Source organism: Flavobacterium sp. (assembly GCF_050696275.1).
Lineage (GTDB): Bacteria > Bacteroidota > Bacteroidia > Flavobacteriales > Flavobacteriaceae > Flavobacterium.
In genome coordinates this window covers 17,376-40,837 of record NZ_JBOGUT010000033.1, presented here as the reverse complement: position 1 = coordinate 40,837, position 23,462 = coordinate 17,376, and the positions used below count along the sequence as shown (strand labels likewise).

At 37.8% G+C, this 23,462-nt stretch carries 28 protein-coding genes; 9 read left to right on the top strand and 19 right to left on the bottom strand.

Annotation, left to right across the window (positions count from 1 at the left end; all coding sequences use genetic code 11):
- Positions 1 to 81: IS3 family transposase (locus ACRDEC_RS14670; protein ID WP_431497621.1), on the top strand; the 81-nt coding region annotated here is incomplete at its 5' end.
- A gap of 65 nt (positions 82 to 146) precedes the next feature.
- Here the strand turns inward: ACRDEC_RS14670 and ACRDEC_RS14665 are convergent.
- Together ACRDEC_RS14665 and ACRDEC_RS14660 are read right to left on the bottom strand one after the other, a co-directional pair.
- The gene (locus tag ACRDEC_RS14665; RefSeq protein ID WP_431499111.1) at positions 147 to 518 is read right to left on the bottom strand and encodes a VOC family protein; all 372 of its coding nucleotides are present in this window, start codon (positions 516 to 518) and stop codon (positions 147 to 149) included.
- Positions 519 to 561: 43 nt separating this feature from the next.
- A complete protein-coding gene (locus ACRDEC_RS14660; protein WP_431499110.1) occupies positions 562 to 1,593 on the bottom strand; it encodes a tetratricopeptide repeat protein in 1,032 nt (343 codons plus the stop codon).
- 187 nt (positions 1,594 to 1,780) lie between these two features.
- On the opposite strand from ACRDEC_RS14660, the gene ACRDEC_RS14655 reads away from it, so the two are divergent.
- Positions 1,781 to 2,758 (top strand): ion channel, encoded by a 978-nt coding sequence (locus ACRDEC_RS14655; RefSeq protein ID WP_431499109.1) that lies wholly within the window; start codon positions 1,781 to 1,783, stop codon positions 2,756 to 2,758.
- Here the strand turns inward: ACRDEC_RS14655 and ACRDEC_RS14650 are convergent.
- Both ACRDEC_RS14650 and ACRDEC_RS14645 read right to left on the bottom strand, forming a co-directional pair.
- Positions 2,745 to 3,287: a YceI family protein gene (locus ACRDEC_RS14650; protein ID WP_431499108.1), complete on the bottom strand. Its 543-nt coding sequence runs from the start codon at positions 3,285 to 3,287 to the stop codon at positions 2,745 to 2,747. The genes ACRDEC_RS14655 and ACRDEC_RS14650 overlap by 14 nt on opposite strands.
- Positions 3,288 to 3,328: 41 nt before the next feature.
- Complete coding sequence (locus ACRDEC_RS14645) at positions 3,329 to 3,691, bottom strand: hypothetical protein (RefSeq protein WP_431499107.1); 363 nt, start codon at positions 3,689 to 3,691, stop codon at positions 3,329 to 3,331.
- 87 nt (positions 3,692 to 3,778) lie between these two features.
- Between ACRDEC_RS14645 and ACRDEC_RS14640 the strand changes: the two genes are divergently transcribed.
- Both ACRDEC_RS14640 and ACRDEC_RS14635 read left to right on the top strand, forming a co-directional pair.
- On the top strand, positions 3,779 to 4,168 hold the full coding sequence (locus ACRDEC_RS14640) for an OB-fold protein (protein ID WP_431499106.1): 390 nt from the start codon (positions 3,779 to 3,781) through the stop codon (positions 4,166 to 4,168).
- Positions 4,169 to 4,199: 31 nt separating this feature from the next.
- Positions 4,200 to 5,042, top strand: a complete 843-nt coding sequence (locus tag ACRDEC_RS14635; protein ID WP_431499105.1) for a DUF5777 family beta-barrel protein — start codon at positions 4,200 to 4,202, stop codon at positions 5,040 to 5,042.
- A gap of 67 nt (positions 5,043 to 5,109) precedes the next feature.
- On the opposite strand, the gene ACRDEC_RS14630 is transcribed toward ACRDEC_RS14635, so the two are convergent.
- The 6 genes from ACRDEC_RS14630 to ACRDEC_RS14605 all read right to left on the bottom strand — a co-directional run bounded on the left by ACRDEC_RS14630 (position 5,110) and on the right by ACRDEC_RS14605 (position 11,587).
- The gene (locus ACRDEC_RS14630) at positions 5,110 to 7,128 is read right to left on the bottom strand and encodes an FG-GAP-like repeat-containing protein (RefSeq protein WP_431499104.1); all 2,019 of its coding nucleotides are present in this window, start codon (positions 7,126 to 7,128) and stop codon (positions 5,110 to 5,112) included.
- Positions 7,129 to 7,152: 24 nt separating this feature from the next.
- Complete coding sequence (locus ACRDEC_RS14625) at positions 7,153 to 8,250, bottom strand: hypothetical protein (RefSeq protein ID WP_431499103.1); 1,098 nt, start codon at positions 8,248 to 8,250, stop codon at positions 7,153 to 7,155.
- An 86-nt stretch (positions 8,251 to 8,336) separates the two neighbouring features.
- Positions 8,337 to 8,885, bottom strand: coding sequence for an acyl-CoA thioesterase (locus tag ACRDEC_RS14620; RefSeq protein WP_431499102.1), 549 nt, complete (start codon positions 8,883 to 8,885; stop codon positions 8,337 to 8,339).
- 2 nt (positions 8,886 to 8,887) lie between these two features.
- Positions 8,888 to 9,256: a 6-phosphogluconate dehydrogenase gene (locus ACRDEC_RS14615; protein ID WP_431499101.1), complete on the bottom strand. Its 369-nt coding sequence runs from the start codon at positions 9,254 to 9,256 to the stop codon at positions 8,888 to 8,890.
- A gap of 7 nt (positions 9,257 to 9,263) precedes the next feature.
- Positions 9,264 to 10,634 (bottom strand): DNA recombination protein RmuC, encoded by a 1,371-nt coding sequence (gene rmuC, locus ACRDEC_RS14610; RefSeq protein ID WP_431499100.1) that lies wholly within the window; start codon positions 10,632 to 10,634, stop codon positions 9,264 to 9,266.
- Between the two features lie 302 nt (positions 10,635 to 10,936).
- Positions 10,937 to 11,587 carry an intradiol ring-cleavage dioxygenase gene (locus ACRDEC_RS14605; protein WP_431499099.1) on the bottom strand — a complete coding sequence of 217 codons (651 nt, stop codon included), beginning with the start codon at positions 11,585 to 11,587 and terminating at the stop codon, positions 10,937 to 10,939.
- Positions 11,588 to 11,910: 323 nt separating this feature from the next.
- On the opposite strand from ACRDEC_RS14605, the gene ACRDEC_RS14600 reads away from it, so the two are divergent.
- Both ACRDEC_RS14600 and ACRDEC_RS14595 read left to right on the top strand, forming a co-directional pair.
- Complete coding sequence (locus tag ACRDEC_RS14600; protein ID WP_431499098.1) at positions 11,911 to 12,969, top strand: NAD(P)-dependent alcohol dehydrogenase; 1,059 nt, start codon at positions 11,911 to 11,913, stop codon at positions 12,967 to 12,969.
- Between the two features lie 12 nt (positions 12,970 to 12,981).
- Positions 12,982 to 13,743, top strand: a complete 762-nt coding sequence (locus tag ACRDEC_RS14595) for a hypothetical protein (RefSeq protein ID WP_431499097.1) — start codon at positions 12,982 to 12,984, stop codon at positions 13,741 to 13,743.
- A gap of 61 nt (positions 13,744 to 13,804) precedes the next feature.
- Here the strand turns inward: ACRDEC_RS14595 and ACRDEC_RS14590 are convergent, their stop codons facing one another.
- The 3 genes from ACRDEC_RS14590 to ACRDEC_RS14580 all read right to left on the bottom strand — a co-directional run bounded on the left by ACRDEC_RS14590 (position 13,805) and on the right by ACRDEC_RS14580 (position 17,096).
- Positions 13,805 to 14,965 (bottom strand): acyltransferase family protein, encoded by a 1,161-nt coding sequence (locus ACRDEC_RS14590; protein ID WP_431499096.1) that lies wholly within the window; start codon positions 14,963 to 14,965, stop codon positions 13,805 to 13,807.
- A 135-nt stretch (positions 14,966 to 15,100) separates the two neighbouring features.
- Positions 15,101 to 15,979 (bottom strand): LytTR family transcriptional regulator DNA-binding domain-containing protein, encoded by an 879-nt coding sequence (locus tag ACRDEC_RS14585; protein ID WP_431499095.1) that lies wholly within the window; start codon positions 15,977 to 15,979, stop codon positions 15,101 to 15,103.
- An 874-nt stretch (positions 15,980 to 16,853) separates the two neighbouring features.
- Positions 16,854 to 17,096 carry a hypothetical protein gene (locus ACRDEC_RS14580; RefSeq protein WP_431499094.1) on the bottom strand — a complete coding sequence of 81 codons (243 nt, stop codon included), beginning with the start codon at positions 17,094 to 17,096 and terminating at the stop codon, positions 16,854 to 16,856.
- Positions 17,097 to 17,256: 160 nt separating this feature from the next.
- Between ACRDEC_RS14580 and ACRDEC_RS14575 the strand changes: the two genes are divergently transcribed.
- The 3 genes from ACRDEC_RS14575 (at position 17,257) to ACRDEC_RS14565 (ending at position 19,501) form a co-directional block, all read left to right on the top strand.
- Positions 17,257 to 17,685, top strand: a complete 429-nt coding sequence (locus tag ACRDEC_RS14575) for an META domain-containing protein (RefSeq protein WP_431499093.1) — start codon at positions 17,257 to 17,259, stop codon at positions 17,683 to 17,685.
- A 271-nt stretch (positions 17,686 to 17,956) separates the two neighbouring features.
- Positions 17,957 to 18,730: an META domain-containing protein gene (locus ACRDEC_RS14570; protein ID WP_431499092.1), complete on the top strand. Its 774-nt coding sequence runs from the start codon at positions 17,957 to 17,959 to the stop codon at positions 18,728 to 18,730.
- A gap of 15 nt (positions 18,731 to 18,745) precedes the next feature.
- Complete coding sequence (locus ACRDEC_RS14565; RefSeq protein ID WP_431499091.1) at positions 18,746 to 19,501, top strand: hypothetical protein; 756 nt, start codon at positions 18,746 to 18,748, stop codon at positions 19,499 to 19,501.
- A gap of 69 nt (positions 19,502 to 19,570) precedes the next feature.
- Here ACRDEC_RS14565 and ACRDEC_RS14560 read toward each other — a convergent pair whose 3' ends face one another.
- From ACRDEC_RS14560 to ACRDEC_RS14535, 6 genes are all read right to left on the bottom strand, one after another.
- A complete protein-coding gene (locus ACRDEC_RS14560) occupies positions 19,571 to 19,990 on the bottom strand; it encodes a VOC family protein (protein WP_431499090.1) in 420 nt (139 codons plus the stop codon).
- A gap of 23 nt (positions 19,991 to 20,013) precedes the next feature.
- On the bottom strand, positions 20,014 to 20,436 hold the full coding sequence (locus ACRDEC_RS14555; protein ID WP_431499089.1) for a VOC family protein: 423 nt from the start codon (positions 20,434 to 20,436) through the stop codon (positions 20,014 to 20,016).
- Positions 20,437 to 20,443: 7 nt separating this feature from the next.
- Positions 20,444 to 20,848 (bottom strand): VOC family protein, encoded by a 405-nt coding sequence (locus tag ACRDEC_RS14550; protein WP_431499088.1) that lies wholly within the window; start codon positions 20,846 to 20,848, stop codon positions 20,444 to 20,446.
- Between the two features lie 24 nt (positions 20,849 to 20,872).
- Entirely contained in the window at positions 20,873 to 21,298 is a 426-nt protein-coding gene (locus ACRDEC_RS14545) for an SRPBCC domain-containing protein (RefSeq protein ID WP_431499087.1), read from the bottom strand.
- A 169-nt stretch (positions 21,299 to 21,467) separates the two neighbouring features.
- Positions 21,468 to 21,866: a response regulator gene (locus ACRDEC_RS14540; RefSeq protein WP_431499086.1), complete on the bottom strand. Its 399-nt coding sequence runs from the start codon at positions 21,864 to 21,866 to the stop codon at positions 21,468 to 21,470.
- On the bottom strand, positions 21,856 to 23,280 hold the full coding sequence (locus tag ACRDEC_RS14535) for a sensor histidine kinase (protein WP_431499085.1): 1,425 nt from the start codon (positions 23,278 to 23,280) through the stop codon (positions 21,856 to 21,858). Before ACRDEC_RS14535 ends, ACRDEC_RS14540 begins: the two co-directional genes overlap by 11 nt.
- Positions 23,281 to 23,462 lie beyond the last annotated feature (182 nt).

Genomic DNA, 23,462 nt, shown 5'->3' with positions numbered 1-23,462 from the left:
TATTATAATGATGAAAGAATCAAATCAAATTTAAACAAAATGAGCCCGATAAAATATCGAGCTCACTATTATCAAAATTAATTATAAATTTGTCTAACTTTTTGGGTTCAGTCTAATTCAGATTGGGGCTTTTTTATAAATTATTCTTACATAGTGGCAGTTGAATCATTCTGAAATATTCCGTGGATGTTACCGTCAGGATCCGTAAAATAAGCCAGCCAGCCTACAGTGGGAATGGCCATTTTCGGGACTACTATTTTTCCGCCGCCTTTTTCAATAGCTGTTATCGCTTTTTCAAGGTTTAGTACTTCAATGGAGTTGACTACGGGTTGTCTTGGGTCTTTCTTTTTCATCAGTCCGCCGTTTATACCGGGAGACGCATCGTCGCCAGTGATTACAGACCAATAGTCTTCGGTGCCAAATTGCTGAAAATTCCAGCCAAACACCTCCTTAAAGAAATCCATGGTTTTTTCAGGATTGTCACACGGAATTTCAAAATGTACTACTCTGTTGCTCATTTTTCAGGTTTTTAGTTGTTATGAAAGTAATGTTAGTCGGTATTTATTTGCAATATTGCTCTTTTAACTTTTCAACTTCTGGGCCATAGTCTTTTGTGTACCCTTTTTTTAAAGCTTCTTCCATTTGAAGACAGGCGTTTTTAGTGTCTTTTTCCGAGAGGTAAATTTCGGCCAGATTCTTATTGGCATACGAATTATTATTGGTCAGTTCCAATGATTTCAAGATCATTTCCTTTCCTTCAGCAACTTTTCCTTTTTTAAATAACAGATACCCCAGATTGTTGTAAGCGTATCCTATTTTGGGCTTTTTCTCGATCAGTTTTTTAAAAACAGCGATAGCTTTATCAAGATCTCCAGTTTCAGTATACAAGTAACCTAGGTTGTTTTCCGCCAGATAATTATCGGGATCCATTTGCATAGCAGTCTGAAAATCCTTGATACTTAATTCCATTTTTCCGCTTAACCTGTAAGATTCTCCACGGCTCATGTATAAATCTACATATTTTGTATTCAATTTAATGGCTTCGGTGAAATCAGCAATCGCTTTTTCATGCTGTTTTTTTGAAGCATATATTCTGCCTCTGAAATAATAACTTTTCTCATTCTCTTTATGGAATTCAATCGATTTGCCAAACAATGCGATAGCATCATCGTATTTTTTCAAATAAAAAGCAGCCACTCCTTTTTCATAATAAACCACAGCCGATTTTGGATCCAGTTGCAGCGCCATATCATAGTCTTTTATGGCAAGCTCATATTCTTTCCTGCTGCCCCTTACATTTCCTCTATTCAGATAGACTCCTGGGTTTTTAGGATCTAATTGTACTGCTTTGTCCAAATCTGCCAAAGCGCCATTGTAATCTTTTAAAATTACTTTGGTCGTCGATCTTTTAAATAATGCAGGAACAGATTTAGGATCAGATTGAAGCGCGGCATCATATTTTTTGATGGCTTCAGGATATTTCTTCTGGCTGAATAATGCATTCCCTTCATCCAGTAATTTTTGGGCAGTATTTTGTGCCAATACAGTCGTTGATATGAAAATACCAACAAGTAGCATGTAAATTGATTTCATACTGATTTAGTTTAATTTAAAAAGAATGTTTTGATGATATCAAAGATAAGTTATTGTAATTAAGTTATTTATGTTTTTTGGTTTGAAATTCACTTCAATGACAGTATTCGCTAAAGCAAAAAGAGAGTGCTTGTCAATAATATGGGTAATAATTTCTAAATTTACAGTTATTATTTAAATGAGTGATATGTCTGTTCTAAAGAAAAAGAGTAAAAAACTGAAAGTAGATGCCAATACTGGTTTTGGTTCAAACGCAGCTAATTATGGAGGTCGTTTTATCAATAAAGACGGTACGGCAAACATCAGAAAATCAGGGATAGGATTTGTTGAAAGTATCAGCTGGTACCACACCATGCTTACTATTTCCAGCTACAAGTTCTTGTTTATTATCTTTGCTTTTTATGGCATTGTTAACTTCCTTTTTGCTGTTGTTTACTGTCTTATTGGAGTAGAACATCTTAATGGGATTGTGGCGACTTCGCTTGCAGATAAGTTCGGGCAGGCTTTTTTCTTCAGTGCTCAGACTTTTACTACTGTTGGTTATGGTCATATCAGTCCTACCGGGTTTTGGGCTAGTTTCGTGGCTTCGGTTGAAGCGTTGTTCGGATTATTAAGTTTTGCCATTGCTACGGGGTTATTTTACGGAAGATTCAGTAAACCTAAAGCGCACATTCTTTTTTCTGAAAATGCCATTATTGCTCCTTTTCAGGAAGGAAAGGGACTCATGATACGTATTGCTCCTTATAAAAATACGAACCTGACTGATGCTGAAGCCAAAGTAACCCTGGGTATGAAGGTGAAAGAGAATGGGGTGGAAGTCAATCGGTTTTTTTCTCTTGATTTAGAATATGATAAGATTAACGCGCTGACGTTAAGCTGGACATTGGTACATCCAATCACGGAAGAAAGTCCGCTTTACGGCTTTACCGGAGAAGATTTTAAAAATAATAAAGGGGAAATCATTATGTATTTAAAGGCTTTCGACGAAATGTACAGCAACACAGTAGCCATCCGTTCTTCCTATACGTTTGATGAGGTGATTTTTGGAGTCAAATTTGTACAGATGTACGAAAACAGCAAAGACAATTCGAGAACGGTCCTGCATATCAATAAGCTGAATGAAGTTACTGAAGTAGTTTTTGAAGAAGCGATTATTGAAGTATAAAATCAAATTTCACGTCTACTTTTTTAGCGACTTTCGCTCTTACCAAACTCGGAATCTGTATGTCAAAGTCTTCGGGATTCAGAGAGAAGCTGGAAGTAATTTCAATACCGGAAGCGGTCTTTTTAATTTTTGAATTCACGGCAATATCTTTTGATTTTCCGTGTAATTCAATTTTTCCCTTAATGACAAAATCTTGTGGCTGTGAAGTGATTTTATCCCAATCAAAGTCTTCTATTTTTCCTTTAAAGGTAGCTTTCGGGAACTTATCGCTTTCAATATAATTTTCATTAAAATGTTCTTCCATCAAAGCCAGCTTAAATTGAAAGCCTTTAACTAATATCAGGGAAGCTATTTCTCCTGTTTTAGTATTCAGGATACAGGTTACGGCTTTATGATTGGCTTTGACTTCTTCAAATGATGGTACCGAAGCTTCAAAGGTAACTTTTCCGGTTTTAGTCAGCACTTTGTCTTGTCCAAAGACAGTTGTAAGACTCAGTAAACTGATAAGTAAAAAGGCTATATTCTTCATCTCATTAGGGTTTAAGTGATTCGCTTTAGTAGTATCAAAAATTATTCCAGTAATCCGTCCGCCTTCCATTTCATAATAATGTCAATTTTGCTTTGTGGTAATCTGGTTCCGCCATTAGGCATCATGCCGGGTGCTCCCTGTTGTCTCGAGATCCTGTCCAGAAGCCCGCGGTTGTTTACGGCATACTTTACATCATCATAGGTAGTCAGCTTCATCGGTGCGCCATTTACCGGAGGGTCGGTATGACATGGAATGCAGTTTCCCTGAATGATAGGCCTAACGTCTGTATTGTACTTAACAAGGATAGGCGCAGGAATAGTCAAATCGGATTCGCTGTCACTAGCGCAGGAGAAGGTGGTGATAAGCAGTAGAATAAAAGCAAGTGCTGAAATGTTTTTTTTCATATTCAAAATAGGTTTATTGGTTAAATTTACGAAAAAGGCATGATTTAGGTTTGTTTTTTTGTTAAATTTGTAAGAAATCGTGCCAAAGTGAAAAATAAGCTCATCATTTTTATAATTGCTGTTGTCGTTCTGGGTTTTCTGGGTTATTCTTATCTTTATAAAGAGCACAGGAATTTTGCAGATGAAAATGCTATCCCTGTTAATTCCGTATATGGGTTAATGGGAGAGTTCAAACAACAGGAAAGCAATGCCAATAAAAAGTACTTGGATAAAGTCATTCAGATAAAAGGAAAAGTAACTCAGATTGACACTTCTCAAAATACAATCACTATCGACGAAAAGTTGTTTTCTTCTTTCCAGAAGAATGACTTTAAAGACATTAAAGTCAATGAAGTGGTCACTTTAAAAGGGCGCTTCATCGGCTATGATGAATTACTGGAAGAATGTAAATTAGACAATTGTGTCATCATCGAATAATTAGGATAATCTAAACTGTAAAACCAAACATATGCGTATAATTTTCTCATTTTTAGCTATTTTGATGTCTCAAATAGTGCTTTCACAAGACGATTTACTATCACAAATTGATACAACCGATACGAATAAAGAGGTTGTTTCGGCCTTTAAAGCTATGAAGATTGTGAATCTTGAATCCACAAAGATGCTGGGAAAAAAGGAGCTGTATTTCGTTGTTGCGCATCGTTTTGCTTCTGTTAAAGAAGGTTTCGAAGGCTTTTTCGGTTTGGATAATGCTGTAACGCAGATCAAGTTTGCTTATGGTATCACAAGTAAGTTTTCTTTGGCAGCCGGCAGGAGCGAACAGGCTTATGATTTTTCGGCTAAATATTTAATTATGCCACAAAAACAGGACGGTTTTCCTTTTACACTTGCTGGGTTTAACAGCATTGCTTTCAACAATCAGCTGAAGGAATCCAATTATCCGAAAATGAAATTCGAAAACAGATTGATTTATGTGAACCAATTATTGGTTTCCAGAAAGTTTTCAGAGAAATTATCGTTAGAGTTTGCTCCGACATTTTTTCACGAGAACTTTGTAATCGATGATAATCAGGACAACAGCCAGGTTGCTTTGGGTCTGGGAGGAAGGTATAAAATTTCCAAAAGGGTTTCTATCAACCTTGATTATGCGGCACATTTGAACAGGTCTTCTACTTCTCCTTTTAGGGATCCGCTGTCTGTGGGTGTCGATATTGAAACCGGAGGGCACGTTTTTCAAATGCATTTTACTAATTCACAAGGTATACACGAAGCAGGTTTCTTAGGAAATACTTCGGGTGACTGGGGAGAAGGTGATATTTATTTCGGATTTAATTTAGTGCGTGTTTTCTAAACGCAATCCTGACAATAAAAAAACCCGTCTTGTTGTAAGACGGGTTTTCTTTTTTATAAAAGAAGTATTATTCTTTAATTATTTTCTGAGCGTAATCTTTACCGTTTTCATCTCTCAATAAAAGAAGGTAAGTTCCTTTACTTAAGGAATGAACGGAAATAGCATCGTCTTTTACTTTAGTATCCAGAACCATCTTACCGTTCAGGTCAAATAACTGAACCATTTGAATCGAATTACCATTCTTAACCTTGATATTCAAAATATCTTTTACAGGATTAGGATATACGGCAAAATCGGAATTAACAAAACTTTTTACGTCAAGTGTAGATCCTTCCAGTACAAGCAAAGCCTGATTCGAAGCAGGATTGTCTATCGTGTCAACAGTTCCTGATGGCCATCTGATGATTACTTTCGTAATAGCTGTTTCTGCTCCAATACCAAAATGGGCATTCAAACTGCTTTGGTGGCTGAATCCGTTACCACTTCTGATTTCTCTTATCTGTTTTCCCCAAGCGCCGTAAATTTCCACTCTGGCTCCAATCCCGTTTCGGTTACTCTGTACACCCTGAAGGTTTATCGTAATCCAATGGTTGGCATTAGGAACATTGTAATAAACGGTACCTGCGTATTGCACATCCAGAAAACCGTCATGGTTTAAATCGCCTATTCCGCCTTCGCTAAATGGCAAAGTGAATCCGGTAAAAGTCATGTTTCCGTTATTAAGGTACATTTGCTTGTTGTTTTGCCAAAGGAAATCAATCCAGCCGTCATTATTAAAATCACCTGCCTGTAATTCCCAAGAACCTACCTGAGCGTCTATGCCCGTTGTAGTGTAGATATCTGTAAAAGTACCGTCTCCATTGTTTTTGTATAGCTTATTCGTATCGGAAATGTTAGAAAGAAGAAAATCCATATCACCGTCATTATCAAAATCCTCAATAGCTGTCGACCATGATTGGGCTCCGTCGTTTACTCCGGCTGCAGCTCCTGATTCGGTATAAGAATTAGAAGGAGTAGCACTTACTCTGTTGTTTTTATACAAAAGGTTAATTCTTTGCGGATCTCCAACCGGTGCTCCGCCACGGCATTTAGCTAAATACATATCCATGTCTCCGTCATTGTCATAGTCTGACCAGATAGAGGCATAGTTCCCTCCAACAGCTAATGTTGGGAAAAAAGTGGTGTCAAACACCAGGTTGCCTGTACCGTCATTTCTATAGGAATAACTTTGCGCCACATCATGACAGGCAAATAAGTCCAAATGACCGTCATTGTTAATGTCTATAAAATTAGTTCTTTGTGTAAAAATTCCTTGAGGATAAGGGATTTCCGTATAACCGGTTCCGGTAGCATTCGCTCTTATGACTGTTAATCTGCTGCCGCTTCCAAAGACCACATCGTTGTATCCGTTCTTATCAAAATCTCCTGAAGCAATACTCCAATCCGGTTTTGCAGTTAGTCCGGGTAAGGCATAAAGGGCTGAAGTAAAACCTCCGGCCGCTTGTTGTGTCAACACTGTCATCTGATTGGTTTGCACTGTTACAATATCATCAAGAAAATCACCATTCATATCCGTAACACTGCAAATAGTAGAACTGCTTGGAATGGCTTGAGGAGTAAAGCTAATAAGTGGCACAACTAAAGGCTGCTCAATTAGCTGGCAATCAAATCCACTGGAACTCCATCTGTTGTCGAAGGCAATGTAATATGTAGTTCCGCCTGTAACGTTGAAGGTAGCTACAGATAAATAACTGTTAGTTCCAATAATACCGCTGTCGTCATCACCTGAATAACAGGTTAATGCTGCGCAGTTTCCTGTGTATACATGAAAACGGGTGTCTTTTCCAGTGTTTGCAACTAAATCGGTAGTAATGGTTACCGTATAATTTTGAGTCGGGGTGTAGGTATACCATTGTCCTGCTGTTGCGTTTCCTGTCCCTGCACATAATGTTGGGGGAGGTGAACCGGTAATTGTTCCTGCAGTAAAAGTACCGACAGAAATGGGTAGTGCTGTAGCACAGGTATTTTGTGCATTGGATGTGTGAAAACCAAAGCATAAAATAACAAGTAGTGTAATTTTTTTCATAGTCTGTTTTGTTAATTGTTTAGGTTAATGACAATTCGCGGGTAGTGTGTTAATCCAATCTTTAATAAGCTGTAAACCTTCATCGTGTACTGTAGTCCTTCCTATAATAGGCATCATAACAGCTCCTTCATTCGAACCTACTCTAATCACCATTTCAGACCTGTCCGCATTTCCTCCGTTAATTACAAAAGGACCATTCTCAATGGAAAATAAAGGTGTCATGCAAACGCCAAAAGTACTCAAGTCTGTATTACTGAAATTAAAACGCATGGCTACATAATCACAATGTCCTCCTTCTCTGTGGCAATGAGCACAATTGACGTCAATATAAGACCGTGCTCTTAACTCCAATGATTTGCTGGTGTCTTCCCAGTTAACTGTAGAATGCGCTGGTGCCGGGGAACTGCCTTCCAGATAACCGGCAGTTTTCCACATGGCCATCTGGTTTTTGGAAGTACCGCTATAGTTGTACATCGTATTCAGATTTTGTGGCTTAACTCCAATAGGGATTGTTATTTCGCCATTCTCAGTATGGGTAGGATTTATCTTGTGACAGGTAAGGCACTCCGTCTGTGAAGGTGTTTTGTAATTGATCGATTTAGTAGCGCCGTTCTCCGTCCAGGTAATAGGGATAAAGACACCGTTTCCGGTTGTTTCTAACGTAGCTTCGGTCTGCTCATCATTCCAGATATAATCGTACGCTTTCCATCCGGCTGCATGACGGATAAGAAGTCGGGTTTCAATTAATTTTGTGGTATTTGACGGTTGTACATTGTTGTAATAGAATGTCTTAATCAGCACGGCACCAACAGGAAAGTTCAACGGATTATCATCGCTGACGTACGTTGCGTGTGTCCCTTTAGGCATCCATACAAATCGTTTTTTATGGGCATAATCTGCAAATAATGAACTGGCAGGTTCAAAAGGCAGTACTCCGTCAACAGGATCCTGATCTTTCATTCCGTCTTTAAAGAAATGATAATCAGATAATTTCTGATAAGGAACCTTAGACAGATTTACTTCTACAGGAGGTACTTCATATTGGTCGTCATCGTCTGAACATGACAGAAACACAAGGGATGCAAGTAAAAAACAAATTAAATAAGCGTAATTTTTTTTCATATTTATAAATTGGGGAATTCAAAAATAAGAAAAAATCTATAATATACTCTATTTAGTTAACTATATTTAATTTTAAGGTTAAATATTTAATAAATCTCTACCTGAACGTTGTGATTAGCGAGGTTTGACAGCGCTTCATCAGATTTATAGTCAAAGGCTTCTTCATGATGTTTTTTGTCTTTTCTGACAGCAATTATCTTGACGCAGTTATAAAAGCGGCGTATTTCGTCATAATTAGATAAAATAAGCCCCGGAACTATGGCATTTTTTCCTTCACTGTCTTTGGCTACCATGGTAAAATAGCTTGAATTGCAATGTTTTATCTTTCCCGTCTGAATGTGTTCTGCTTCAACACGGATACCAACAATCATAGAGCTGCGGCCAACATAATTCACAGAGGCTTTCATGGTCACCAGTTCGCCTACTTCAATCGGGTTTAGAAAATCTACGGTGTCTACTGAGGCTGTAACGCAATAGTTCCCGGAAAATTTAGAAGCACAGGCAAAGGCAATTTGGTCCAACAGTGATAAGATATAACCACCATGGATTTTTCCGCTGAAATTAGAATGGGAAGGCAACATCAACTCGGAGATGGTGACTTTAGAGGATTTAACGGTTTTGAATTTTATTTCCATAGCTATCGGGCAAAATGGGGTGATTTTTCTTGTTGTACATGAGTCACAAAATACCGGGTATCGCCCCACCATGGAAAAGTCCTGTAGCGTTCGATATAAGTGATCTTGACGTATTGCCCTTGGTATTTTTTCAAATCTGTAATTACTTGAGTATCGCTGTCCAATACCGAAAAACGGAATATCTGCGCTCCCGAAATGCCCTGGGAAATTTCTCCTTCAAAAGTTTTAAATACATACCCTTTACTGCTAAACTTGATGAGTTCACCTGTCCGGTCCCCTTCACTATAGGTGGCATAATACAATACGGTAAAGTAACCTGTAATGCCTAAAACAAGGGTGGTAATGACAATGAAAATAAATTTCCGTAACATAATATGCTTAGTTTAGTGTGTTTGTTTCACTCGTTTCTGCTCTGCTGATGATATTTTCGGGTAATGATTTCTTGGCTTTGGCTCCCATCTTTTTTAGTTTTTCCACACTGGTGATCAGGTTTCCTTTTCCATCTACCAGTTTGTTCATAGCACCTTGGTATTCTGTTTTGGCTTCGTCCATCTTTTTACCGATCTTGATTAAGTCGGAAACGAATCCTTCAAACTTGTCGTATAACGCCCCTGCCTGACGGGCTATCTCAAAGGCATTTTCCTGCTGTTTCTGGTTGGCCCACATACTGTCAATAGTACGAAGCGTTGCCAGAAGTGTCGAAGGAGTAACAATCACAATATTCTTCTCAAAGGCTTTGTTGTACAGGCTGTTGTCTTCGTTCAGGGCAATAGCAAAGGCGGGTTCCATCGGAATAAACAACAATACAAAGTCAGGGCTTTCTATCTGGTACAAATCCTGATAGTTTTTGCTGCCCAGCTGCTCCACATGTCGCTTAATCGAGTTCACATGCTCTTTTAGGAAGCCGGCTTTCAGGTCTTCATCTTCCTCGTTGATAAAGCGTTCGTATGCGGTAAGTGATACTTTCGAGTCTACAATCATTTTCTTACCGTCCGGCAAATTGATGACTACGTCGGGTTGCACACGGGATCCGTCTTCGGTGGTAAAACTTTGCTGTACTTCGTATTCCCTTCCTTTTTCCAAGCCGGACTTTTCTAATACACGCTCCAAAATCAGCTCTCCCCAGTTTCCTTGCATCTTACTGTCTCCTTTCAATGCCTTGGTCAAATTAAGGGTTTCCTTGCTCATCTGCTCGTTCATTTCTCGTAAGCCCACAATCTGCTGGCGTAAAGCAGCGTGGTAATCAATGCTTTCCTTATGGGTGTCTTCGACTTTCTTTTCGAATAACTGTATTTTATCCTGTAGCGGACTCAGAATGTTCTTGAGGTTTTCTTTGTTCTGTTCGGTAAATTTGCTGGTCTTCTCGTCCAGAATTTTATTGGCAAGATTTTCGAATTCTTTGGTGAATTTCTCCTGCAATTGGCTGACTTCTTCTTTTTGCTCTTTATTGCGTTCCCAAAGGTTCTCGAAGTCTACTTCTTTTTTCGATAACTGAATGGCAAGAGCTTCTTTTTCGGTACGGATGGACTCTTTTTCGGCTTGGGACAGCAACTGCAGTTTTTCGAAGTTACTGCGCTCTGCAAGTGCTTGTTCTTTGAGTTCTGTTATCTGACCCATAAGTCCGTTAATGCGTTCTTCCAAGCCCGACTGTGCTGATTTGGATTGGGCGGCAAACAGCATTTTACCAATGTAAATCCCTATTAAAAGGGCAATAAGGAATGCGGCTAATACGATAAGGGTTTGTGACATGGTTCTGGTATTTATTGTAGTGTAAATGTAAGGAAAAAATGTTGTACTCGAATGGAGACTTTCCGCTTGGTTTGTTTGAATTTTTTTTTATGGATTGCATGAATGGCAGAATCTAAAGACTACTTTATAATCTATTTGTTACAACCCATAGTAATCTCCACTTGCAAAAAAGAAAGAGTATCACAGATAACGCCAATGTATTTCCTTCTCAACACTACTCCACACTAATCACCGTCATCCCGCACCCTTTCAAACCGTAATATAATCAAACACTTTCGCGAACTTACAAAACAGATATTTAGCTATTTGGGGTATTTAGGGATGTTCAGACCTACTATAATATCACGTCGTATATAGGTGATGCCGTTTTCTGTTCTGGTTTTTCCTATACCGTTTCCACCTCTTTGCTGTAGTTTTGCCCGAACGGATTCGGTCAAGAACCGATCATCGTCAAACAACAGGTCTTCAATATAATATTCGTTGGCAATATCCGGCTCTTTAATCAAAAAATGAATGTGCGCCGGTATTGTACTGCTGGGATAGGAAACAGGCTTAACAGTATAAATCTTGTAATTACCGCTCAGGTCACTTTTCATCCAGCCTCGCAAATGACCGTGGACAGTTTTTTCCTCTGCCGTTTTCGTATACTCGCCTGTATGGTCTGTTTGCCAGTAATACACAATCACTCCTGGTGCCGGGGTTTTACCGTCTGGTTTCCATACGGTTCCTTCTACCACTAGTTTTTGTCCAGGCTCTTTCCAGCCGGCACTGGTGTCAATAGCGGTTATGTGCTCAGGCATCCCCTGATAAATTAGAGTACAATCTTCACATGGACCGTCTACAAGGACTTTTTGAGGCTTGTCTTGTACTTGGTTAATGTCTTTGGTCTTTCCGGTGCAGCCTATCAGTAAAGAAAGGAGTAAAAAGCTACTTGCTTGATAAAGAGGTTTCATGGTTTTTGTTATGTGTTAGTTGTCAATTGTTTAGCTAATATAAGAAGAAAATCAGCGCCATGTTTTTCTTTACATTCTTCGGTTCTTGTTTTTTAGAGCTTCCTGCAGATTATGCTTTCGGCTGTTTATCAGCTTACAGAAATGGTAAGGTTATTTATCTGTTAAGCAGTAGGTTGTAGCGTAAAAGAGATGCGCATTCTTTCGTATATTTGATAGGAATAATAAGTGGCCCACCCGAAAAGAAGAGAGGAGTGTCGTTGCCAAGATACCCGTGGCTTATTTTCCCGGAGCAGCTCATGCCTAACAAGTAAACAATATAAAATATGGAAACAAAAAATGTCAAAGCATTTGGGACTGATGCTCCGGATGCTTCTTTGAAACAGATGAATATCGAACGCAGATCGGTTACTCCAAAAGATATTGAAATTGAAATCCTGTATTGCGGGGTTTGCCATTCTGATTTGCACACTGCCAGAAATGATTGGGGCTTTACGGTCTATCCTGCTGTTCCGGGACACGAAATAGTAGGGAAGGTGACTCAGGTAGGAAGCGGAGTGACCAAACTCAAAGTAGGAGACTTCGCCGCCGTAGGGTGTTTGGTCGATTCCTGTCGTACCTGTGATAGCTGCAAGCAGGATCTTGAGCAGTATTGCTTAAACGGATTTACAGGAACCTACAATGGGGAAGACAAGCATTTGGGCGGAATGACTTTTGGCGGTTATTCCGAAAAGGTAGTAGTCGACGAACATTTTGTGCTCAAAGTACCTTCTAATCTGGACTTGGCGGCTACTGCACCGTTACTTTGTGCAGGAATAACTACCTGGTCTCCGCTTCGCCATTGGAAGGTAGGAAAAGGAAGCAAAGTGGCTGTGGTCGGTTTAGGCGGATTGGGGCATATGGCTATTAAGCTTGCCAAAGGGTTAGGAGCCGAGGTAACCCTTTTTTCCAGAACACCGGATAAGACCAAAGATGCTTTAGACTTAGGAGCTGATGCTGTTGTAATTTCCACAGACGACAATCAGATGAACTCGGTAAAAGGCACATTCGATTTAATTATCGATACTGTTCCCTATGTTCATGATGTAAATCCTTATGTAGGGACTTTAAGTGTCAATGGTACGTTGGTGCTGGTAGGGTACTTGGGAGGATTGGAACCTTTTTTACATACCGTTCCCATGATATTAGGCCGAAAAGCGGTTGCGGGTTCTGTGATTGGAGGTATTGCAGAAACACAGGAGCTTTTGGATTTCTGCGGACAGCATAATATCGTATCGGAAATAGAGATGATTAAGATGCAGGATATTAATGAAGCGTATGAAAGAATGCTCAAAAGCGATGTCCGTTACCGTTTTGTCATTGATATGGCTTCGTTAAAAGAATAGTATCTTTACCGAATGAAGAGAAATCTAATCTATATCTTGCCGTTTTTCCTGTTGTCCATAACAGGTTCGGCACAGGTTACAACAGAAATCAAGAACAGTTATAAAAAAATCGTAAAATTGATACAGGAGGATAAAGCAGCTGAATTAGCAGCTCTTGTTTCCTATCCTTTAAAAAGAGATAATCCATTGCCGGATATTACCAATGCCAAAGAATTCATTGCCGGTTTTCCGGTGTTGTTCGATGCTGCCTTCAAGAAAAAACTGCTCAAATATAATGCATCCTATATTTTTGAAAGAAATGGAGTTTACGGATTAATCGGCGGGCCTTTTTCAGGAGAGATCTGGATTCGGGAAGATGGTAAGATGATAACGCTTAATTACAGTTCCGAAAAAGAGACAGCCATCAAAGAACAGTTGATTAAAAAGAAGAAAAGCCAAGTGCATCCGAGCATTGCAAAATGGGAAGAAAACCTGTACATATGCCGTTCAGAGAAGCTGCTCGTCAGGATTGACAGAACCAGCAAAGGCATCCGCTATGTTTCCTGGAGCAAAGGCCATCAGATGTCAGACCAGCCGGATTTGATTTTATACAACGGAATTGAAGAAAATCAGGGCACTATGGGAGGATGGACCTATACCTTTCATAATGGGAACTGGACCTATGTTTTTGACGATGTCCAAATGTGTGAAAAGCCTTCGGGATGCGGCTTGTTTCTCAGTCTGCTTTTAAAGGAGGAAGAGAAAGGAACGTATAAAATGACAGCAGTAAAATAAAAGAACAAGTTGGGGCAGATTATTGTAACTGCCCCAACTTGCTTTTTACAGAAGTAATCAATTATAAAGAAGTGCTTCGAATGAAACTGAAATTCTTTTTCTCCTTTGTGTTCTGTAATCCGAATAGCGGTCTGACAACATCCCATCTTCGGATCATAAACTCATAAATAAACAAAGAGATTAAAAATGTTCCAAGAGAAAGGAAGGCGAATTTACAGAAGAAACTCCATTGCAGGTTCATTATAAAATACCCCAGAACCACTGTCACGGTTTGATGCAGAATATAAAAAGGATACACCGCCTGATTGCAATAAGTGAGTGTTTTACTCGGTTTGTTAAGGTATTTGGACGCATACCCAAATAAAGCCAGTATCCAGGACCAGAAGGTAAAAACAGTAATCAGGGCTTCGGTAAAATGCCTTGGATAACTATCCTCATACAACGAGGTAATCAGTAAAAACAATGTAAAACCGACGATTCCGCATTGCAAATAAAGGTTCCTGTTTCTTTCTGTCGCCTTCCAGAAAACGTCCTTAACCGAGATGAGCAGGAATCCAATAAAAAACAAAGTCATGTAATTGGAAATCGCAAACCAGTCGCCAACTAATGCGTGTGTTATATCGAAGAAAGGTTCTACAAAAGCCTCAAGCAGGTACAAAGGAAGGACAAACCAATACAGCCCCAGTTTCGTTTGACACATTTTTGCCGTTGCTCTCAAAAGCACATGGTTCGGATGTTTCTTCAAATACATAAAAACAGGAAGAAGTACTATACAGAAAAGAAACAGGTAAGGCAAAAACCATAAATGATGCCAGCTTAAGTTCCCAACCGGGTATTCTCCTATAAATGCCTGGGCAGGCCAAAAGTCGAAATAACCGCCTTTAATTATTCCCTTTGCTAATTTTTCAATATAAACCTGAGGAGGTACAATTACCAGCATCCCGAAAATCAGCGGAAGAAGTAATCGCTTCGCTCTTTCAGCAGCAAACTGTAATCCGCTTCTTTTGGAAAGTGCATAAGAAGTCCCCATTCCCGAAATAACAAAAAGGATGGGCAGTCGCCATTGGTTTAAAAGTTTCATGGGATATTTAATCCATTCATAGGTTTCATTGTTTTTGATATGCCACCCCCAATCCGGAGCAACAAAAAACATTCCCACATGATAAAAAATAAGTAATCCGAAAACGATTACTCTCAGCCAGTCTAAATCATATCTACGCATTGTTCTAATTTTTCTGCAAATGTGTGGGCAAAAAAAGAAGCCTGCAAATACTTGTTTTGAATGACGCTATTTTGGGACGAATGACATTGTTTTGGGACGGTGAGCAACATTTTGGGATAGACAGCAAGGGCTGGCTTATCGCATTATTGTTTCAGATTCGAAGGATTGAATGTAATTTCTGGAAACAGGAACAGTATCCGGACAATCTTTCAATGTTACTTTATAGCCTTGAGCGTTTCCTGAAACATTTCCGATAAAGTTTCGGTTCAGTAAAATAGACCTGTGGGTTTTAATGATGAACGGGAAGTCACACAATTGCGCCTCTAAATTCTTAAGAGCAATGCGCTTGGTAAATTTATGAATGCCTTGTTCTCCTTTAATGTATATCTCAGCATAATTACCTTCGGCTTTAGCATAAATGAAGTTCGTACTGTCAAAAGAGAATTTCTCCGACTTTACTTCTGTTTCAATCCAGACTTCAGCACCGGACTGTATTTCTTTTACTTCGGCCATAGCCTCCAAAATACGGTTTGCTTTCTGTTGGTTTTTCAACTGTTGCCTGTTCAGGTTGATGGATATTATTATAGGTGCAAGGAAAAAACCGGCGATAAATGAATTCAGGACCTCTTCTGTAAAATAGCCCCAGGACCAATTTCGTGGATTGTCATAAATGATATCCCTGATCAGGAACTGGCAAATTCCTGTCAGAAGTATCAGAAATAAAATAAAGAGGCATTCTTTTCGAATCTTCCAGTCTTCGGTTACTTTCGGAAACAGGCCCCAGACAAAAGAAATACACAGCAATAGCAATACTGGTGTAGCGGAGTGTATCATGCATATCCAGAAATAAGGCATTTTATGTTCCGAAGTGTTTACATCAAAAGGCTGGAGCATGTAGTTGAAAAGCAAGCAAATAGAAAAAATGATCCCCGTTATTTCAAGCAGTTTTTTGCCTTCATAATAAAAGGGATAGGGTTGTTCCAAAAAAGTTAAAAATCGTCTTTTTTTGTTCATTTTAGTTATTCAGCGGAGAGGCACTTTGTCAATGCGATAAAGGCAATGTTATTTTGGAGCTAATATAAAAAGAAAACCTGATGTACAGGAATCAGAAGAAAGAAGAAAGAAAATATACACAATAATAAGAGCATAAATTCTCTAACAGCAAAAACATCTATCCGAAGCACCATTGTCCTAAAATCCGCAGGCGAGAGTCAGAAAGCCAAAATTTCCGTAAAAAGAAATGCTGTTTGAGCGAAGCGAGTTCATTTCTTTTAGGAAGTGAGGCGTATCTGACCGCCGAGGATTTAAGACTTGATTTTTGGTACTTTGTATCAAGACAAAGTACAAGAAACCCCTAAGAGATACTTCCTTCATCACTACAACAAAATCACGAAGAAGAATTATGAAGAAAAAAGAAAATATACACAATAATAAGAGCATAAATTCTCTAACAGCAAAAACATCTATCCGAAGCACCATTGTCCTAAAATCCGCAGGCGAGAGTCAGAAAGCCGAAATTTCCGTAAAAAGAAATGCTGTTTGAGCGAAGCGAGTTCATTTCTTTTAGGAAGTGAGGCGTATCTGACCGCCGAGGATTTAAGACTTGATTTTTGGTACTTTGTATCAAGACAAAGTACAAGAAACCTCTCCACAATCTACTTCCTCTACTAAATAAAAAGAAAACCTTTATAGCGATACTTCCTTCATCACTACAACAAAATCATGAAGAAGAATTACGAGTAAAAAAAATAAACATTCATCCGAAGCACCACCCCGCCCTTAAATCAAAAGCATAAAAAACAACGCCGAAACAACGCGGCAGCGTTCCGCATAGACGAGGAGGCACGACGAGCGGTTCGGGATGCGGAGCGGCGTTTCAAGGTAGTTTTTAAGCTTTTAATTTGCAGGCTTGATTTTTTGTTACTTTTTTATCAAGAAAAAAGTAAAATTCTCCCATCCGCAAAGTAATTTCTAGCATCTGCTTTGTAAGTTCTCCCACCTGCAAAATAAGTTTTAGCACCCGCTTTGTAAGTTTTCCAACCTGCAAAGTAAGTTTTAGCACCTGCTTTGTAAGTTCTCCAACCTGCAAAGTAAGTTGAAGCACCTGCTTTGTAAGTTCTTCAACCTGCAAAGTAAGTTTTAACGCCTGCGGAGCAAGTTCTGTCTGAAGTGAATCAGGTCTTTACCCGTATTGTCAGAAAAATAACATATAATAGTTATGTTTTAACTTTATATTTAAGTAATTTTGAGATACTTGTGATTCTATTTGTGTCATCCTAAAATGTGTTTCTATGAAAAAGTATGTTTTATTATTGTCAGTTTTTTTATTTATGGTTTTAAATAGCTGTACGGCTTCAAAAACTGCTGCAGCTAAAAATTTGTATGGTGCAACTTGGGAACTCGAATATATTTCGGGGCCAAGAATTGCTTTTGAAGGCTTGTTTCCTGAAAATAAACCACAAATTACTTTCACAGAAAATGAAAAAAAAATCAATGGGACTACCAGCTGTAACGGTTACGGAACCTCATTTACAATTGATGGAAACACCATAAAAATCGAACAGCCTGGGGCAATGACCATGCGTTATTGTGAAGGCGGTGGCGAAAATGTTTTTTTACAAACGATGGAAAAAATAAACAAATTCAGTATTGACAATGAGCATAAACTCAACCTAATGATTGATAATGTACCAATGATGCGCTTTAAAAAAGTAAATTAAAAGCATGGTAAGAAAGTTGTTTCTGGCGCTATTTCTGACTTGTACCTTTGTAAATTACGCTCAATTACATCCTGGATTTGATAGAGAGGAAATACCTTGAGATAATGCGGATTTCAGTTTGCAATGTTAAAGACAGTGCCTACGCCAGTGATTTTGAAAAACCCAAAACCCATCGATTACTATATCAATCCGGAAATTTAGGGTTCGATAGAAACTACGAGGTGTTATGGCATGTGTTTTGCATGTGATTTGTACTTATAAAAATAGATTTATGAAAAAACAAATTGTATTCGGAATGTTGCTTTTGGTTTTTACGGCCTGTAAAACGACGCAGGAACAATCCAAAGCTGAAGACAAAGAGGATGCCGGAATTGAAGCCAGTACTTCTCCTTACTTTAAAGGAAATGGTAATGAGCCGTTTTGGAACATACAAATTTCGGAAGCAGCTATTCAATTTGAATCTTTGATACCGGGTTTCGAAAAAGTAATAGTTCCTCATGTTGTACCCAGTAAGGCTATGGATGCCAATGTGAAAATGTACAGAGTGACTACAGAAAATGCAGACTTCCAGATTCAGATCCAACAAATGAAATGCCAGAATTCAATGTCAGGCGAATGGCTTCCATATGCTGTCACAGTAGAACTGAAACGAAATACGGAATCTGATTTTACAGTCTTAAAAGGCTGTGGATCTTATATTACTGATTATCGTTTGCATGATATCTGGGTATTGGAGCAACTAAACGGACGTAAAGTTGAGCTATCGGATTTCAATAAGGAATTGCCTTTAATTGAAATTAACGCAGCAGCAAATACTTTCATGGGTTTTGCCGGATGCAATCAAATGAATGGTCGTTTGTTTTCCGAAAAAAACCTGTTGGGATTTGATCATATTGTAACTACTCGTATGGCTTGCGGGTCCATGAACAAAGAAGGAGAGTTTTTAAAAGCACTTCAAAGTGTTTCATCTTATAAAATTAAAGACAATCGGTTGTGGCTGTCCAATCCTTCCGGATTATTGATAGTATTTAAAAAAATTGATTAATTAAATATCAAAATTATGAAGAAATACATAGTACTCGTTTTTATACTATTTACTATTTTAAGCTGTAAGAAGAAGGAAATCAATGAAACTGGATTGCTTGAAAAGGAAAAGTCAGCATCGGTTTTAGGTCTGGATTGTTATGCTTATAATGGCGATTATAGCAAGGTTATGCTAAGAATTACAAATGTTTCCAATGGTGTCAAAGGGTATCTGAAATATGATTTGTATGAGAAAGACAGTAATAACGGTACTTTTGAAGGCATTTTAAAAGGAGACACACTTATAGCAGATTATACATTTCAATCCGAAGGTGTGGAAAATATCCGTAAAGTGGCTTTTTTAATCCAAGGAAATCAATTATTTGAAGGACATGGAGAAATGACTTCTGACGGAACAAGATTTAAAAACAGTAAAGCAATTCAGTTCAGTAAAGCAATGCCGTTGTCTGAAGTTGAATGCAAAGGTTCAGCCGATTGTCCTGCAGATTTTGGTTTTCTGTATTCGGAACTGAAAAAAGAATGTATATATGTGAAGACTGTTTCAGTTGTTTTGAATCCTTTAAAAAATGGAATGGCAACAACGGAACCGAAGGCTTATGTATTGTTTTCAGATGACACTGCGAAAGCGGAACTTTTTTTACCAAATGAAACCAAAAATATTATATTAAGTAAAACAAGTGAAGGAAATTGGGCTGCGGGAGATTATAAACTAATGGCATGGAAAGGATATGTTTTGCAGTACAAAGATAAGCCTGTTTATGGAGGGCAATAATAAGATAAAGTAAAATCCGCTAACTGCGGATTTTTATTTTTAGGAGGAAATTCAAATAGAAACCAAATGTTATTCCTTTTCCTGTAAAGGATATTGCAACAGCCACTGATTTCCAAATTGATCCGTAATATCACCAAACAAAGATCCCCAAAATGTTTTTTCCAATGGATGGTTTTGAAGTCCGTTTTGGGAAAGCTTGGCGTACCGGTCTTTTATTTCTTTTTCACTACTGCAATGCAACAGCAGTGATATTGAATTGCCTTTTGTCAATCCGTTGGAACTAACCATGTCGGTCGCCATGATAACTAATTGATCTTTAATGAGTGTGGCATGCAAAATAGTGTCTTTCATCTCTCTGGGCAGTTCATCCGATAGCGGGGATTTACCAATAGTTTGGAAGACAAGTTTGCCTCCCAAACATTTTTGGTAAAATAACATGGCTTCACGACAGTTACCATTAAAAGTTAAATAAGCATGGATTGCTGACATTTGGTTACCTTTTTTAAGAAAATTTAAGCATTCACTAATGTTTCAATATCAAATTTTTTCATTTTCATAAAGGCTTCGACGACACGTTGTGATTTATCTGGATCGCTCAATAATTGCTCTAAAACGGTTGGGACAATCTGCCAGGAAACACCAAACTTGTCTTTAAGCCAACCACATTGGCTTTCTTCTCCGCCTTCAGTTAGTCTGTTCCAGTAGTAATCTATTTCTTCTTGTGTTTCACAATCGACTACAAAAGAAACAGCTTCATTAAATTTGAACATTGGGCCACCATTTAAGCACATGAATTTTTGCCCTTTTACTTCAAAAGTAGTTACCATCGGGTTTTCTGCAGTGATTTTTGCTTCTTTAAATACAGAGCAGTAAAAAACAGCGGCTTCATTGGCTTGTCCATCAAACCAAAGACAAGGATATATTGGCTTTTTCATGATTTTTTTATTGAGGAAATTTACTCATATCCATGTAAAAAACTTCCCAGTGATGTCCGTCAAGGTCTGAGAAACTTCTTTGTTCCATGAATCCATAATCTTTAGGTTCGGTTGGTTCCTGAGCACCGGCGTTAATAGCAGCGTCGGCCATTTCATTCATTTTAGCAATACTTCCTACAGAGAGTGAATTGATTACTTCGGTAGTTTTAGCAGTATCCGAAATTTCTTTTTTAATAAATTCTTTAAACTTCGGATGGGTGAGCAGCATTACAAAAATTTCGTCACTGATAAACATGCAGGCTGCGGTTTCGTCAGTAAATTGCGGATTGTTTGTAAATCCTATTTTAGTATAAAAATCCATTGCTTTTGTAAGATCTTTTACCGGAAGGTTGATGAAAATCTGTGATTTCATAGTATAGTATTTTTAAAGATTGTTTTAATTCGCTTCTGCGTATTTTTTGAAATTATCCATAATAGCTTGCCAGCCTGTTTGTTGCGTTTCTAAAGAATTGGTATCTTCAGCTTCGAAAATTTCAGTGATAATGGTTGTGTCATTAACAGTTTCAAACGTGATTTGAACTTTTCGGCCATCTCCAAGAGTATATTCGATACTTTTATTGATTTTGATATCGTCGTATATTCCACTAAAGTCGAACCCGAAACTACCATCTTTAGATTCCATTCGAACGGTAAAGAGACCGCCATTGCGCACGTCGTTTTCAGCTTTGGTTGTATGCCAGTCTTCTGAAGCAGTGTTCCAATTGGTAATGTGTTCAGGTTTGGTCCAAAGATTCCATGCTTTTTCTGCAGTTGTATTTACTGTTACAGCTACCGTAATTTTTGTTTTTTCTGTTGTTTCCATTGTGTTTTAATTACTTGTTATTATTTAGGTTGTTATTGATATGGTAAAATTACAGCAGATTTCTACAACCGAGAATGTATAAAAACGACAAACGAGAGGTGATTTGCGACAATAGTTTAAAAACAGGCTTTACAAGTTAAGGCTTGTAAGGAAATGGTATTGATTTGGATTAAAAATCCGTGTATATTATTTTTCCAAAGTCGTTTACAGGGAAAGGTTTGTTTAAAAAACCGGTAACATATTTATTGTTTTTAATCCGTTTGATTTCATCGGCATCCAATGAAGAAGTAAGCATAAAGATTTTGTTTCCGCTTTTTAATTCTTCCGATAAGGATTCGTATTTCTGAAGAAACTCGATGCCATTCATTTCGGGCATTTGAATATCCAGCAGAATGATTAAAGGGTGATCCGGATCTTTTTTGTAATCAGTAATCCATTGAATCCCTTCTCTTCCGTTATTAGCAATATTTACTTCCGGTACATCCAATACTTTTTTAAGTAGTTGTTTTGTAACGAGCTGATCAATTGCATTGTCATCTATAAGTAAAAAAATATAATCAGGCTTCATATCGTTTTGGTATTGTTACTGTAAATTTACTTCCTACGGCGCTTTCCGAATTTACCGAGATGGTTCCGTTGATATTTTCAATGGCTTCTTTCACTATGTATAGCCCTAATCCGGAACCTTTATTGTTATTGGTTACAAAAAACATTTCGAATACATGGCTCTGAAATTCGTCTTTAATGCCAATACCGTTGTCAGAGATTTCTATTCTATAAAATTCTCCCAAAGAAAACGTTTTAATCCAGATGCACATTTCATCTTTACTTTCATCGGCATACTTTATCGCATTTGATAATAAATTATTGATTGTAATTTTAAGCCTTAGATTATCACTTTGGATATGATCTACTAATATCTCTTTGTCAATATTAATTTTATTAGCATTTTTAATATGCTGGTGCTGTGCAATAGCCTCGTCAATAATGTTTTTTAAACTGACAGGTTCGATGATTACTTCTTTTCTTTTGTTTTTTGAATAATCTATAATATCACTAATGAACTGATCTTGTTTACTGAGACTTTGGTACATCAAATTCAAATAGGTTTTAATCTGGCCTAAATCGTCTTCCAGCTGTGCTATTTCAATCAATCCTTTTAAAGAAGTGATTGGAGACCTCAAATCATGTGACGCGCTATATACGAACTTGTCAAGCTCCTTGTTGGCAATGAGCAGGTTTTCATTTTTAACCTCGACTTCAATTTTTGAATTCACAAGCCTGTATACCATCATCGAATAATAAGTAGAAACACTGCTAATGATAATCAGGATAAAAAAAATGTTGGTATATATAAGGTAATCTTTAATCTTTCGGGTACCGTCTCCAAGCGTGCTTAAAAAATTTCTTTCATTAATAGTCAGTCTCTCACTAAGGTCACTAATCTGTAAATGAAGTTTAAGACGGTCTTTAAGTTCTAAGTTTGAGCTTGAAACCGTTTTATGGACTTCATTGCCAATAGCAGATAATTGGTTAATCAAATCATCACCCATTTTCCATTCGTTAATGGCTTTTGCTAAAAATGGCACCGATTTAAAATTCTTAAACAACCAGATAAGATCGTCTAAATCCTTTTCATTATTACGACCGGCTCTGAATCCATTTTTAATGACAGCGGTATCAGCATTGCTTAAAAGACCAATTCTTGCGGCTCCATCTCCTTGAGGAACTTTTAATTCTTCTTCAAATGAATCCCATTGTTTTTCGTCTTGTGTGTAGAGATAAGTGATAAGATGCCGGACTCCGTCTTTTTGCCCTTTTGAGTACAAAGATTCTCCATTAACATAAGCTCTGCTGGCTGACAGGATTTTAATGGTAAAAAAATTAATAAAAATTAGCAGGGCACAAGAAAACATTATTATTAACAAAAGAATAAAAACATTAGGGAGTTTTAGCTTTTCAATAGTCTTTTGTTCCGTCATCTGCTTTGCTAATTAGTCAGGAATTAATTTATGATGTAAATTACGTATTTTTTTAAAGTGTAAGTATTTTTTTATAAACTTTTATTTTCATTCTGACGAAAAATGACTAAATAATAATAAATTTAACTGCTAGAATGTTCTGAAATACAATTTTATATCGTCATTCAAATGCTTTTGTGTTA